Source organism: Lelliottia sp. RD5, assembly GCF_056032945.1.
On the sequence record NZ_JBVYHQ010000003.1, the window covers coordinates 348,096 to 362,553 of the forward strand.

The 14,458-nt window shown below is 54.1% G+C and carries 12 protein-coding genes; 8 read left to right on the top strand and 4 right to left on the bottom strand.

All coding sequences use genetic code 11. The annotated features are described in order from the left end of the window. Nucleotides 1-51: 51 nt before the first annotated feature. A complete protein-coding gene (gene dld, locus AC0LWE_RS12595; protein WP_219347557.1) occupies nucleotides 52-1,818 on the bottom strand; it encodes a D-lactate dehydrogenase in 1,767 nt (588 codons plus the stop codon). Nucleotides 1,819-2,006: 188 nt separating this feature from the next. Between dld and bglX the strand changes: the two genes are divergently transcribed. From bglX to AC0LWE_RS12620, 5 genes are all read left to right on the top strand, one after another. After that, nucleotides 2,007-4,304 carry a beta-glucosidase BglX gene (gene bglX, locus AC0LWE_RS12600; protein ID WP_174343207.1) on the top strand — a complete coding sequence of 766 codons (2,298 nt, stop codon included), beginning with the start codon at nucleotides 2,007-2,009 and terminating at the stop codon, nucleotides 4,302-4,304. Between the two features lie 145 nt (nucleotides 4,305-4,449). Continuing rightward, nucleotides 4,450-5,367 (top strand): glycine betaine ABC transporter substrate-binding protein OsmF, encoded by a 918-nt coding sequence (osmF, locus tag AC0LWE_RS12605; protein WP_131488814.1) that lies wholly within the window; start codon nucleotides 4,450-4,452, stop codon nucleotides 5,365-5,367. 12 nt (nucleotides 5,368-5,379) lie between these two features. After that, nucleotides 5,380-6,537: an ABC transporter permease gene (locus AC0LWE_RS12610; RefSeq protein WP_202693186.1), complete on the top strand. Its 1,158-nt coding sequence runs from the start codon at nucleotides 5,380-5,382 to the stop codon at nucleotides 6,535-6,537. After that, nucleotides 6,530-7,480: an ABC transporter ATP-binding protein gene (locus AC0LWE_RS12615; protein ID WP_131488810.1), complete on the top strand. Its 951-nt coding sequence runs from the start codon at nucleotides 6,530-6,532 to the stop codon at nucleotides 7,478-7,480. The genes AC0LWE_RS12610 and AC0LWE_RS12615 overlap by 8 nt, the downstream gene beginning before the upstream one ends. Then, the gene (locus AC0LWE_RS12620; protein ID WP_202693185.1) at nucleotides 7,464-8,201 is read left to right on the top strand and encodes an ABC transporter permease; all 738 of its coding nucleotides are present in this window, start codon (nucleotides 7,464-7,466) and stop codon (nucleotides 8,199-8,201) included. Before AC0LWE_RS12615 ends, AC0LWE_RS12620 begins: the two co-directional genes overlap by 17 nt. Here the strand turns inward: AC0LWE_RS12620 and AC0LWE_RS12625 are convergent. Together AC0LWE_RS12625 and mlrA are read right to left on the bottom strand one after the other, a co-directional pair. Then, nucleotides 8,176-8,289, bottom strand: coding sequence for a protein YohO (locus tag AC0LWE_RS12625; protein WP_015959724.1), 114 nt, complete (start codon nucleotides 8,287-8,289; stop codon nucleotides 8,176-8,178). The two genes, AC0LWE_RS12620 and AC0LWE_RS12625, sit on opposite strands and share 26 nt — an antisense overlap. A gap of 79 nt (nucleotides 8,290-8,368) precedes the next feature. Beyond that, nucleotides 8,369-9,100: an HTH-type transcriptional regulator MlrA gene (mlrA, locus tag AC0LWE_RS12630; protein ID WP_131488808.1), complete on the bottom strand. Its 732-nt coding sequence runs from the start codon at nucleotides 9,098-9,100 to the stop codon at nucleotides 8,369-8,371. A gap of 219 nt (nucleotides 9,101-9,319) precedes the next feature. Between mlrA and AC0LWE_RS12635 the strand changes: the two genes are divergently transcribed. The 3 genes from AC0LWE_RS12635 to AC0LWE_RS12645 are packed head-to-tail and all read left to right on the top strand — an operon-like array spanning nucleotide 9,320 to nucleotide 12,234. Continuing rightward, entirely contained in the window at nucleotides 9,320-11,008 is a 1,689-nt protein-coding gene (locus tag AC0LWE_RS12635) for a sensor histidine kinase (RefSeq protein ID WP_219347558.1), read from the top strand. Continuing rightward, on the top strand, nucleotides 11,002-11,721 hold the full coding sequence (btsR, locus tag AC0LWE_RS12640) for a two-component system response regulator BtsR (protein ID WP_059179234.1): 720 nt from the start codon (nucleotides 11,002-11,004) through the stop codon (nucleotides 11,719-11,721). The genes AC0LWE_RS12635 and btsR overlap by 7 nt, the downstream gene beginning before the upstream one ends. A 45-nt stretch (nucleotides 11,722-11,766) precedes the next feature. Further along, nucleotides 11,767-12,234: a YehS family protein gene (locus tag AC0LWE_RS12645; protein WP_219347559.1), complete on the top strand. Its 468-nt coding sequence runs from the start codon at nucleotides 11,767-11,769 to the stop codon at nucleotides 12,232-12,234. Nucleotides 12,235-12,265: 31 nt separating this feature from the next. Here AC0LWE_RS12645 and metG read toward each other — a convergent pair whose 3' ends face one another. Next, nucleotides 12,266-14,299: a methionine--tRNA ligase gene (gene metG / locus AC0LWE_RS12650; RefSeq protein ID WP_219347560.1), complete on the bottom strand. Its 2,034-nt coding sequence runs from the start codon at nucleotides 14,297-14,299 to the stop codon at nucleotides 12,266-12,268. Between the last annotated feature and the right edge of the window lie 159 nt (nucleotides 14,300-14,458).

Sequence of the window (14,458 nt, forward strand, 5' to 3'; positions counted from 1 at the left end):
TCCGGCACGTGTCGATACTCTAGTACGATTGATGTGTGCTTAACAATATTTTCAGTGAGGCTTTACGGCTTGTTCAGAGGCTTGCGAATCACCACCGTCTGAAGTAATCGCTTCACGCCAGTATTTATGCTTTGTCGTTTTGCCAATGCCGGGGTTCATGCTGTTTGTCGGATCATTCTTGCGATAAAAACGCTTAAGCGTGTCCGGTGCTTCATACAAATGACCGACATTGTGTTCAGCAGGGTACTGCGCCCCGCGCACGCGCAACAGTTCAAGCATTTCGTCTTTCAGAGCATGCGCATCGACGCCCTTTTTGACGATGTAATCCTGATGGAAAACGTGGCACATAAAGTGACCGTAATAGAGTTTATGCACCAGCTTGCTGTCGATCTCAGGCGGTAACTGTTCAAACCATTCCGTATCGTTACGACGCAGGGCAATGTCCAGCGCCAGAATGTCTTCGACTTCCTCGGAATGGACGGCCTGATAGCGAATCGCTGCGCCCGCGGCAGCAAAGCGGTGTAAAAACGCTTTGCTGCCTTCTTCCGGTGTACAGGCAAAGAAATCGCCCTCGGCAGTTTTAAAGAATTCACTCAGCCAGGTTTGCGCTTCATTAATCCCGTCGCCCGCCATCTTCAACAGCAGATGGTGTTCGTATTTATCACGCCAGCTTTTCATGCGCGGCGGTAAATGCGCCGGGAACGCGTTGCCCAGCTTCTGCATAAAACGATCGGTAAAATGCGGTTTAAACAGCGAGACTTTACCCAGCATCGCGTCGGCGCGGCCTTTCATGGTGAAGAAGAACGGCATTTTATCGGTGCCGAGCTTGTCGATCATCAGGAAGGTGTCTTTGCCGTAGCGCTCAGCGATATCGTAAATATCACGGTGCATGTATTCGCCCGCCACCGGCAGATTCGCGAATTCACCCAGAATATGGCGGCGGATTTCCGTCAACACGTCCGGCTGGTTGGTGCCGATATAAAAGACCTGCTGTTTTTTCTCGGCGGGGAAGGTGTCCAGACGCACGGCGAACACCGCCAGCTTGCCCGCACACCCGGAGGATTCAAACAGACGATCTGGATCGGCGTTGTAACGCGCCGGGGTATCGGCATCAATATCTCGCACGCGGGTAATGTAATCATGATCGTGGGCGTGACGACCGTCGTGCTGAACGTCAGCGTCCGTGACGCGCTCGTCGTCAAGTTTACTGAGGATCTGTTCTGGCGTGACGCCGAGATTGATACCCAGATGGTTCACCAGCGTGAGCTTGCCGTTTTCGTCAATGCGCGCGTACAGCGACATTTCGGTATAAGCCGGCCCGCGCTGCACCAGCGAACCGCCGGAGTTGTTGCAGATCCCACCGACCACCGATGCGCCAATACAGGATGAACCAATCACGGAATGGGGTTCGCGACCGAGCGGTTTTAGCGCCTTTTCCAGTGAATACAGCGTGGTGCCAGGGTACGCCAGCACCTGCTCACCTTTATCCAGCACATGCAGCTTATCCAGGCGTAAAGTGCTGATAATGACAATATCGCGGTCGTAATCATTGCCGTTTGGCGTGGAACCTTCCGTCAGACCGGTATTCGCCGCCTGCATCAGAATGATTTTGTCGGCTTCGACGCAGGCCGCCAGCACGCGCCACAGGTCCAGCAGCGTACCCGGGAAGACCACAGCCAGCGCCTCTCCCTGACCGGAACGAAAGCCTTTGCGATAACGAGCCGTTTTTTCCGGGTCAGTCAGCAGGTGCGAGTGGCCGACCAGCCGCGACAGTTCGTTAATGAATGCGTTGTGATGTTGAGTCCGAACAGAAGTCATTTTCCACTCCTTGTGGTGGGGCAAATTTCTCGCTGTAAAGCATAGCGCGATTAACTTATAAGCGAACAAGTATTCACGAGAAAAATCAGAGAATAACCCTGCAACGTTTTAAGGGTTTGTGGCACACTGCGCTTTTCGCACGGTCTGGCCGAGTTTTCCGGCGGTTGATGATGAGAGAGTACAACAACATGAAATGGCTTTGTTCTGTAGCTGTCGCAGTAGGTCTGGCGCTGCAACCCGCGCTCGCTGAAGATCTGTTTGGCAATCACCCGTTAACCCCGGAAGCACGCGATAAATTCGTCAACGAATTGCTCACGAAAATGACGGTCGATGAGAAAATCGGCCAGCTGCGTCTGATCAGCGTCGGACCGGATAACCCGAAAGAGGCGATCCGCGACATGATTCAGGAGAGTCAGGTCGGGGCGATTTTTAACACCGTGACCCGTGAAGACATCCGCAAAATGCAGGATCAGGTGATGCAGTTGAGCCGCCTGAAAATTCCTCTGTTCTTCGCTTACGATGTGGTCCACGGCCAGCGTACCGTTTTCCCTATCAGCCTCGGTTTAGCGTCCTCTTTCAATCTGGATGCGGTCAGAACCGTTGGGCGTATTTCTGCTTATGAAGCGGCGGATGATGGCCTGAACATGACCTGGGCACCTATGGTCGACGTCTCCCGCGATCCGCGTTGGGGCCGTGCGTCAGAAGGTTTTGGCGAAGATACCTACCTCACCGCGACCCTGGGCAAAACCATGGTAGAAGCGATGCAGGGTAAAAGCCCGGCGGATCGCTATTCGGTGATGACCAGCGTTAAACACTTTGCGGCATATGGCGCAGTCGAAGGCGGTAAAGAGTACAACACCGTGGATATGAGTCCGCAGCGTCTCTTCAACGACTACATGCCGCCGTACAAAGCCGGGCTGGATGCCGGTAGCGGTGCGGTCATGGTGGCGCTGAACTCTTTGAATGGCACACCGGCGACCTCAGATTCCTGGCTACTCAAAGATGTTCTGCGCGATCAGTGGGGCTTTAAAGGCATCACCGTTTCCGATCACGGCGCGATTAAAGAGTTGATTAAGCACGGTGCGGCGTCCGACCCAGAAGACGCGGTGCGCGTGGCGCTCAAAGCCGGTATCAACATGAGCATGAGCGACGAGTATTACAGCAAATATCTGCCCGATCTGGTGAAAACCGGCAAGGTGACGATGGCAGAGCTGGATGACGCCACGCGCCATGTGCTGAATGTAAAATATGACATGGGCTTGTTTAACGATCCGTACAGCCATCTGGGACCAAAAGATTCCGATCCGGCGGATACCAACGCGGAAAGTCGTCTGCACCGCAAAGATGCGCGTGAAGTGGCGCGCGAAAGTTTGGTTCTGCTGAAAAACCGTCTCGAGACGTTGCCGCTGAAAAAATCGGGCACCATTGCAGTCGTTGGTCCTCTGGCTGACAGCAAACGCGACGTGATGGGGAGCTGGTCCGCTGCGGGCGTGGCCGATCAATCCGTTACCGTGTTGACGGGGATTAAAAACGCGCTGGGTGAAAACGGCAAAGTGGTTTATGCCAAAGGCGCGAATGTCACCAACGATAAAGATATCGTGACGTTCCTGAATCAGTACGAAGAGGCGGTGAAAGTTGATCCGCGTTCTGCCCAGGCGATGATCGACGAAGCCGTTAACGCGGCAAAGCAGTCTGACGTGGTGGTTGCCGTCGTCGGCGAAGCGCAAGGCATGGCGCACGAGGCGTCCAGCCGCACGGATATCAACATTCCACAAAGTCAACGCGACCTGATTGCTGCGCTGAAAGCCACCGGTAAACCGCTGGTGCTGGTGCTGATGAACGGTCGTCCGCTGACGCTGGTCAAAGAGGATCAACAGGCTGACGCGCTGCTGGAAACCTGGTTTGCGGGTACTGAAGGCGGCAACGCGATTGCCGATGTGCTGTTTGGCGATTACAACCCATCGGGCAAGCTGCCGATGTCCTTCCCGCGCTCGGTTGGGCAGATCCCGGTGTACTACAGCCATCTCAATACGGGCCGTCCGTATAACGCGGATAAGCCAAACAAATACACCTCACGTTACTTTGACGAAGCGAACGGCCCGTTGTATCCGTTTGGTTACGGTTTGAGCTACACCACCTTCAACGTTTCCGACGTGAAAATGTCAGCACCGTCTATTAAACGTGACGGAAAAGTGACGGCCAGTGTGGAAGTGACCAATACCGGTAAACGTGAAGGGGCGACCGTGATCCAAATGTACGTTCAGGACGTCACCGCGTCGATGAGCCGACCGGTGAAACAGCTGCGCGGCTTCGAAAAAGTGGATCTGAAACCGGGTGAGACGAAAACCGTCAGCTTCCCGATTGATGTCGACGCGCTGAAGTTCTGGAATCAGCAGATGAAATATGACGCTGAGGCCGGCAAGTTTAACGTCTTTATCGGGGTGGACTCCGCTCGCGTGAATAAAGGCGAGTTCGAACTGCTGTAATTTTTCCTGCCCCTGAATCCCCCGCCAGTCGGGGGATTGTTCTTACCATATGCTAAAAACGCATTTTGTCGGTTAAATTCCCCGTTTTAAACTACGCTTTTCTCTCAAGCCTCTGATAAGGGCGATAAAAAATGAGGATAGCGGAATGACAATTTCAAAGCGGGTTTTAGGGTCTGCGGCGTTGCTGGCGGCGTTAAGCCTGCCCTTGCAGGCGGCTGAGCCGGTAAAAGTCGGATCGAAAATCGATACCGAAGGGGCTTTGCTCGGCAATATTATTCTTCAGGTTCTTGAAAGCCACGGCGTTAAAACGGTCAATAAAGTGCAGCTTGGTACAACGCCCGTCGTGCGCGGCGCGATCACGTCTGGTGAGCTGGATATCTATCCGGAATACACGGGCAACGGCGCATTTTTCTTTAAAGATGAAAACGATGCGGCGTGGAAAAATGCCAGCGCAGGCTACGAGAAAGTGAAAAAACTCGACGCCGAGCAAAATAAGCTCATCTGGTTGACGCCAGCCCCGGCAAACAACACCTGGACCATTGCCGTGCGCAAAGATCTGGCTGAGAAAGGCAAACTCACCTCCCTCGACGATTTAAGCCGTTATCTTAAAGAAAAAGGTGAGTTTAAACTCGCCGCATCGGCCGAATTTATCGAACGTCCGGACGCGTTACCGGCTTTTGAAAAAGCGTACGATTTCAAACTCGATCAGAAACAGCTTCTTTCCCTGGCTGGCGGTGACACGGCGGTGACGATTAAAGCTGCAGCGCAGCAAACATCGGGCGTGAATGCCGCGATGGCGTACGGCACAGACGGTCCGGTTGCCGCGCTGGGGCTACAAACGCTCACCGATCCAAAAGGTGTCCAGCCGATCTATGCGCCCGCGCCCGTTGTGCGTGAAGCGGTGCTGAAAGCCTATCCGCAGATGGGCGACTGGCTGAAGCCGGTGTTTGAAACGCTTGATGAAAAAACGCTGCAACAGCTCAACGCGAGCATTGCTGTGGAAGGGCTGGATGCTAAAAAAGTGGCGGCCGATTACCTGAAGCAAAAAGGTCTCGTGAAGTAACAGGGAAAAGTGGTGCCGATAAAATGTCATAACCGCGTACTGTTGCTGCTGGCGTGCTTTGCGCTGGCAGCGTGCGCGTTGCCGTTTGTTAATTTTGCCCCAAATCGCCTGGTTTCCGGTGAAGGGCGTGCGGTCTGGCAGATATGGGCGTTTTCGCCCATGTTGTTGGGACTGTCTCTGGTGCTGATGGCGTTGCTGTCGTTCTGGCGGGGGCGTCTGTCGCTGATTCTCACGTTGTTCCTGTGCGAATCTCTTTTCGCGTTACTGGTGTGGAGTGCCGGTCTGGCCGCCACGCATTTGAGCACGGTTGAAAGCCCGCTGGCACGAACGTCAATCGGCAGTGGATTGTGGCTGTGGATAGCCCTGTGCCTGCTGGGCTCTAGCGATGCGATTCGCCGACTCACTCAGCAGCCGCTCTGGCGCTGGCTGCTGAATGCGCAGATCTGGATCGTGCCCCTGTTGATCGTGTTTAGCGGCGAGCTACATTCGCTTTCGTTGCTGAAGGAGTACGCAAACCGCAAGGATGTGTTTGACGATGCGCTGGTCCAGCATCTGACCATTCTGTTTGGTACGCTGATTCCGGCGTTGCTGATCGGCGTACCTGTTGGCATGTGGTGTTATCGTCATCCCTCTCGTCAGGGGCCGGTTTTTGCCGTACTTAACGTGATTCAGACTATCCCTTCTGTGGCCCTTTTTGGTTTGCTGATTGCTCCGCTCGCCGGGCTGGTGAAATCATTTCCTGCGCTTTCATCATTGGGTATCGCAGGCACAGGGCTGACGCCTGCGCTCATTGCGCTGGTGCTATATGCATTGCTGCCATTGGCGCGCGGGGTTCTGGCGGGGTTAAGCCAGGTTTCACCGGACGTGCTGGAAAGCGCCAGTGCGATGGGCATGAGTCAGCGTCAGCGCTTCTGGAAGGTGCAGCTACCCATCGCGTTGCCGCTTCTGCTGCGCAGCCTGCGCGTGGTAACGGTACAAACCGTCGGTATGGCGGTGATTGCGGCGCTGATTGGTGCCGGCGGTTTCGGGGCGCTGGTTTTCCAGGGGTTGCTCAGCAGTGCGCTGGATTTAGTTTTGCTTGGCGTCATTCCAACCATTGCGCTGGCGGTGGTCATTGACGCCGTCTTTGCCTTGTGGCTCGCTCTGCTGAAAGGGAAAAATCATGATTGAATTTCATAATGTGAATAAGAATTTTGCCGGTCAGCCCGCAGTCCGCAACCTCAATTTACGCTTTGAAGAAGGGGCATTCTCAGTGCTGATTGGCACTTCCGGCTCCGGAAAATCCACGACGCTCAAGATGATCAACCGGCTGGTGGAACATGACAGCGGGATGATTCGTTTTGCCGGAGAGGAGATCCGCAGTCTGCCGGTGCTGGAGTTGCGCCGCCGCATGGGGTATGCCATTCAGTCGATTGGCCTGTTCCCGCACTGGACGGTCGCGCAGAATATTGCCACCGTACCGCAACTGCAAAAATGGTCGCGGCAGAAAGTTGCCGAACGGGTAGATGAACTGATGGCGCTGCTGGGACTTGAGCCGCAGTTGCGCGAGCGATTCCCGCATCAGCTTTCCGGCGGTCAGCAGCAGCGCGTGGGCGTGGCGCGTGCGCTGGCAGCGAATCCACAGGTGCTGTTGATGGATGAGCCTTTTGGTGCGCTGGACCCGGTCACGCGCGGCGCGTTGCAAACCGAGATGACGCGCATTCACCGCATTCTGGGCCGTACCATTATCCTGGTGACGCATGATATCGATGAAGCGCTGCGCCTTGCCGACCGACTGGTATTGATGGACAACGGTGAAGTGGTGCAGCAGGGAACGCCGCTCGAATTGTTAACCCGTCCGGCGACGGATTTTGTCCGCGAATTCTTTGGCCGCAGCGAACTGGGCGTTCGACTGCTTTCGCTTCGCACGGTAGGGGAATATCTGCGTCCTCAGAATGCCACCGTGACGGGCGATGCGCTGCATATTCAGATGAGCCTGCGTGATGCGCTTTCAGCCTTTGTCGCCCACCAATGTGAAGTCTTGCCGGTGGTTGATGAACACGGGACGCCGTGCGGCACGCTGCATTTTCGCGATCTGCTGGCAGGGGAGGTGGCGCATGAAGTGGATGCGTGATCCGCTGCTATGGCTGGTTGTGGTGTTTGTCGCGCTATTGGGATTGATGCCGCATAGCGGTGCGCTGTTTGGCGCGTTATTTCCTGAATTACCGCGACCGGTTTATTTGCAGGAGAGTTTTATCAGCCTGACGCTGGCGCATTTCTGGCTGGTGGGCGTGTCGAGCGTGATCGCAATTGTGCTGGGGGTTGGCGCCGGTATCGCGGTAACACGTCCCGCAGGAAAAGAGTTTCGCCCGCTGGTCGAGACCATTGCTGCCATCGGTCAGACATTTCCGCCCGTGGCGGTGCTCGCCATTGCCGTTCCGGTGATCGGGTTTGGTCAGGAACCGGCGATTATTGCGCTGATATTGTATGGCGTGTTGCCGATTTTACAGGCGACGCTGGCGGGACTGACGGCGGTTCCAGCGGCGGTGGTGAGCGTCGCAGAAGGCATGGGCATGAGCGCCGGACAGCGGCTGAGAAAGGTAGAACTGCCGCTTGCTGCCCCGGTGATTCTGGCGGGGATCCGAACGTCAGTCATTATTAATATTGGCACCGCGACCATTGCATCAACCGTTGGGGCGAATACGTTAGGCACGCCGATCATCATCGGTCTGAGCGGATTTAACACCGCGTATATTCTGCAAGGCGCGGTACTCGTTGCGCTGGCGGCGATTGTGGTCGATCGTGGTTTTGAACGACTGGCGCGGTATATCAGCCGACACCGCCACGCACGATAAATGAATAACCGGCCAGCATGACGCCGCCGATGCCGCTGATAGCCATTAAGGCGAAGAGAGTAATGGCGGCCACTTTGGTTGCCTTCATGATGTGCTCCTTTTGTTAACCGTCCAATTATACGGTGAAGCACGTCTGTTAATGAACCATTAAATGCCCTGAAGGTAAATTACGGACCGAGGGTAAAGACGGGATAGCCATGCTCTCGCCATTCGCTCAGGAGCTGTTGCTGAGCGGCGGTCGGAATATCGCCGCACCAGACAAGCAGCGTTTGCCCTTCGAACAGCTCCGGACGAAGGTTGGGTAAAGAATGCGCCAGCACGTCGACGCGCCAGCCTTGCTGAGTCGCAATCCACGCTTCGAGCCATAGACGCGTGGTGTCGTGCACATTCCAGCCAACGACCAGCGCATCTTTGCCGCTCTTCTTGCGTGCCGATGAGAGGCACACGGAAATGTAATTGATCAGCACGCCATCCAGCATGCTCAGTAACGTCTGCAATGTCGGTTGTTGGGACTGGAGGCGACGACGAAGAGGAATAAAGAGGTGAGTGATCAACGTCTGGGCAGGATAATCCCGCCCCTGTTCCTTGATCCAGGTGCGCAAGCGCTGAAGGTTTCCAGCCTGCAGGAACCGTAGCAGGGTTTCCTGATGCTCGCGCCATTCGCTCTGGCAACCGGGTTCGTGTTCGGTTAACAGCGACTTGACCTTGCTGACCTGTACGCCATTATCGATCCAGCTTTTGATTTCGCGGATACGGTCAATATCCGCATCGTTAAACAGGCGGTGTCCACCGTCGGTTCGCTGCGGTTTCAATAATCCATACCGTCGCTGCCAGGCTCGCAGTGTCACGGGATTGATCTCACAAAGCACTGCCACTTCACCTATTGTGTAAAGCGCCATGTTCGCCCCCTGGCTTGCGCATCCCCAGAATAACTGTAGACGCTGATTCACGAACCAGGAAGAATCGACCGTTTTTTGTACAAATAATGCGAAGGATGGACTATCTCCGGGTAAACGATGTGATACCGGACACGAATTACAGCTTTTTTGGAATGCTTCAAAGAAAGTTAATGTGCATCAGTGTATGTTACGCGTTTTTAGAAAGTGCGGTTTTCGGCTATGTACGAATTTAATCTGGTGTTGCTGCTGCTACAGCAGATGTGTGTGTTTTTGGTCATCGCGTGGCTGATGAGTAAAACGCGGCTGTTTATTCCGCTGATGCAGGTGACCGTTCGCCTCCCGCACAAACTACTTTGCTACGTCACTTTCTCCATTTTCTGCATTCTGGGGACCTATTTTGGTCTTCATATCGAAGATTCCATCGCCAATACTCGCGCTATCGGTGCCGTTATGGGCGGGTTGCTCGGCGGCCCGCTTGTCGGTGGTCTGGTGGGATTAACCGGCGGATTACATCGCTATTCGATGGGCGGGATGACGGCGTTGAGTTGTATGATCTCAACCATTGTTGAGGGATTGCTCGGCGGTCTGGTTCACAGCTATATGATCAAACGCGGTCGCCCGGATAAAGTTTTTAGCCCGCTGACCGCGGGGGCGATTACGCTTGTGGCCGAGCTGGCCCAAATGCTGATCATCTTGCTGATTGCGCGTCCCTTTGAAGATGCGCTGCATTTGGTCAGCAGCATCGCGGCACCGATGATGGTGACTAATACTGTGGGTGCGGCGTTGTTCATGCGCATCCTGCTCGACAAGCGCGCCATGTTTGAAAAATACACCTCAGCGTTTTCCTCCACGGCGTTAAAAGTCGCCGCGTCGACAGAAGGCATTTTGCGCCAGGGTTTTAACGAAGAGAACAGCATGAAAGTGGCGCAGGTGCTGTATCAGGAGCTGGATATCGGTGCCGTCGCCATTACCGACCGCGAACGATTACTGGCGTTTACCGGCACCGGTGACGACCATCATTTACCGGGTAAACCGATTTCCTCCGCTTACACGCTGCGGGCGATTGAAACAGGCGAGGTGGTTTACGCCGACGGTAACGAAGTGCCTTATCGCTGCTCGTTGCATCCCCAGTGTAAGCTTGGCTCTACGCTGGTGATCCCGCTGCGGGGTGAAAATCAGCACGTGATGGGGACCATTAAATTATACGAGGCCAAAAACCGCCTGTTCAGTTCCATCAACCGCACCTTAGGAGAGGGGATTGCACAGCTGTTATCGGCGCAAATCCTGGCCGGGCAATATGAACGGCAGAAAGCGTTGCTGACACAGTCAGAGATCAAACTGCTGCATGCGCAGGTGAATCCGCATTTCCTGTTCAATGCCCTGAATACGCTGAAGGCAGTGATCCGACGAGACAGTGACCAGGCGGCACAGCTGGTGCAGTTTCTCTCGACCTTTTTCCGCAAGAATTTGAAACGCCCGTCGGAGATAGTCACGCTGGCTGATGAGATTGAGCATGTGAATGCGTATCTGCAAATCGAGAAAGCACGATTCCAGTCGCGTTTGCAGGTGTCGTTATTTGTGCCGGATGAACTGTCGCATCAGCATCTTCCTGCGTTTACTTTGCAACCGATTGTTGAAAACGCCATTAAGCACGGGACATCCCAACTGCTGGGCACTGGTGAAATTAGCATCACGGCCAGCCAGTTTAATCATCATCTGGTGCTGGATATTGAAGATAATGCCGGGCTTTATCAGCCTGCGGCCGTAGCAGGCGGGTTGGGAATGAGCCTTGTGGACAAACGCCTGCACGCGCATTTTGGCGATGATTGCGGAATCACCGTCGCCTGTGAGGCAGACAGCTTTACCCGAATTACCTTAAGATTGCCGCTGGAGGAAAACGTATGCTAAGAGTGCTGATTGTTGACGATGAGCCGTTAGCGCGGGAAAACCTGCGGGTTCTGCTCCAGGAGCAGAACGATATCGAGATTGTGGGCGAATGCGCAAATGCGATAGAAGCTATTGGCGCAGTGCATAAATTGCGCCCGGACGTACTCTTTCTGGATATTCAGATGCCGCGCATTAGCGGTCTGGAAATGGTCGGAATGCTCGACCCCGAACACCGCCCGTATATCGTTTTTCTGACGGCGTTTGATGAGTACGCGGTGAAAGCGTTCGAGGAGCATGCGTTCGATTATTTGTTGAAACCGATTGAAGAAAAGCGGCTCGACAAGACGCTTAACCGTTTACGTCAGGAGCGTACCGTGCAGGACGTCTCGCTGCTACCGGAACATCAGCAGACGCTGAAATTCATTCCCTGCACCGGACATAGCCGAATTTATCTCCTGCAAATGGACGATGTGGCTTTCGTCAGCAGCCGCATGAGCGGTGTTTTTGTCACTAGCGCTGAAGGCAAGGAAGGTTTTACGGAGCTGACGCTGCGCACGCTCGAAAGCCGTACGCCGCTGATACGCTGCCATCGCCAGTATCTGGTGAACATGGCGCATCTGAAAGAGATCCGTCTGGAAGAGAACGGCCAGGCCGAACTGGTGTTACGCGCAGGGCAGACGGTGCCGGTGAGCCGCCGCTATCTCAAGAGCCTGAAAGAGGCGATTGGGCTGTAAAACTGGTACACTGCGCCTATCGCAATACCGAAAGCTGAAGGCATTATGTTAAGTAACGACATTCTTCGTAGCGTGCGCTACATCCTGAAATCGAATAACAACGATCTGGTGCGTATTCTCGCACTCGCCGAAGTGGAAACTAAGCCGGCAAATATTACCAGCTGGATAACCAAAGAAGACGAAGAGGGCTTTATTCGCTGCCCGGACATCATTCTCTCGTCGTTTTTGAATGGCCTGATTTACGATAAGCGCGGAAAGGCAGAAGACACGCCTCCGCTGTCGCCAGAGCGTCGTGTTAACAACAATCTCGTGTTGAAGAAATTGCGTATCGCATTTTCCCTCAAAACCGATGATGTGCTGGCGATCATGGCCGAGCAGAAATTCCGTGTGTCGATGCCGGAAATTACCGCCATGATGCGTGCGCCGGATCATAAGAATTACCGTGAATGTGGCGACCAGTTTTTGCGTTACTTCTTACGCGGGCTGACCAATCGCTTGCACAAGAAAGCATAAAAAAAGCCGGAGATTATCTCCGGCTTTTTATTTATTTCACCTGCTGACCAGGCTTGGCACCTTCGTCAGGGCTTAAAAGGAAGATATCTTTTCCGCCAGGACCTGCGGCCATCACCATCCCTTCAGAGATGCCGAAACGCATTTTGCGCGGCGCAAGGTTAGCAACCATCACCGTCTGGCGACCAATCAGCACCTGCGGATCGGGATAGGCAGAGCGAATGCCTGAGAAGACGTTACGCTTTTCACCACCCAGATCCAGCGTCAGGCGCAGCAGCTTGTCGGAGCCTTCAACGAATTCTGCATTTTCAATCAGCGCGACGCGTAAATCGACTTTCGCGAAATCATCAAAAGTAATGGTTTCCTGAATCGGGTCATCCGCCAGCGGGCCCGTCGCCGGAGCCGCAGCGGCTTTCACTTCTTCTTTAGACGCTTCAACCAGCGCTTCAACCTGTTTCATTTCGATACGATTGTAGAGCGCTTTAAAGGTGTTCACCTTGTGGCTGAGCAACGGCTGCTGAATAGCATCCCAGGTTAGTTCGGTGTTCAGGAATGCTTCTGCACGTTCAGAGAGCGTTGGCAGAACGGGCTTCAGATAGGTCATCAGCACGCGGAACAGGTTGATGCCCATGGAGCAAATCGCCTGCAGATCCGCATCGCGTCCTTCTTGCTTCGCGACAACCCACGGTGCCTGCTCATCGACATAGCGGTTTGCCAGATCGGCCAGGGCCATGATTTCGCGTACGGCTTTGCCGAACTCACGCGCTTCCCACGCTTCGCCAATTGTCGTCGCTGCGTCGGTGAAGGTTTTGTACAGCGCCGGATCGGCAAGTTCAGCCGCCATCACGCCGTCAAAACGCTTGCCGATAAAGCCAGCGTTACGGGACGCCAGGTTGACTACTTTATTCACGATGTCTGCGTTCACGCGCTGGACGAAGTCTTCCAGATTCAGGTCGATATCATCAATGCGAGACGAGAGCTTCGCGGTGTAGTAATAACGCAGACTGTCGGCGTCAAAGTGGTTCAGCCAGGTGCTGGCTTTAATGAACGTACCGCGAGATTTGGACATCTTCGCGCCATTCACAGTGACATAACCGTGGACGAACAGATTTGTCGGTTTACGGAAACCACTGCCTTCCAGCATGGCAGGCCAGAACAGGCTGTGGAAATAAACGATGTCTTTGCCGATGAAGTGATACAGCTCGGCATCGGAATCTTTCTTCCAGTATTCCTCAAAGCTCGTGGTATCGCCGCGCTTGTCGCACAGGTTCTTGAACGAGCCCATGTAGCCAATTGGCGCATCGAGCCAGACGTAGAAATATTTGCCCGGCGCGTCGGGAATTTCAAAGCCGAAGTAAGGCGCATCGCGGGAAATATCCCACTGCTGCAGACCGGATTCGAACCACTCCTGCATTTTGTTCGCCACCTGCTCCTGTAGCGCACCACTGCGTGTCCACGCCTGCAGCATTTCGCTAAACGACGGCAGGTCAAAGAAGAAGTGTTCAGAGTCACGCATCACCGGCGTCGCGCCAGACACCACGGATTTTGGCTCGATAAGCTCGGTTGGGCTGTAAGTTGCGCCGCACACTTCGCAGTTATCGCCGTACTGATCCGGGGATTTACATTTTGGACAAGTGCCTTTGACGAAACGATCCGGCAGGAACATGCCTTTTTCTGGATCGAATAGCTGAGAGATGGTGCGGTTTTTAATAAAACCGTTCTCTTTCAGACGGGTGTAGATAAGCTCCGACAGCTCGCGGTTCTCGTCGCTGTGCGTGGAGTGATAGTTGTCGTAGCTGATGTCAAAGCCAGCAAAATCGGTCTGATGCTCCTGACTCATTTCGGTAATCATCTGCTCTGGAGAAATGCCCAGTTGCTGTGCTTTCAGCATGATCGGTGTGCCGTGGGCATCGTCTGCGCAGATGAAGTTTACCTGGTGGCCGCGCATTCGCTGGTAACGGACCCAGACATCAGCCTGGATATGCTCCAGCATGTGGCCGAGGTGGATTGAACCGTTTGCGTACGGCAGTGCGCACGTTACCAGAATTTTTTTCGCGACTTGAGTCATAGTGGGCATTACTTCTTTTAACTGTAAAAAGGGCTTTTGATGTTACCCGAAAGGCCATAACTACGCCAAGAATTAAGGGCATCAATCCATAAATGAATAATTGTGACCACTGGGGTAAACTTAACGGTGACGAGTACTTTTTCAGAACAACAACAAAGG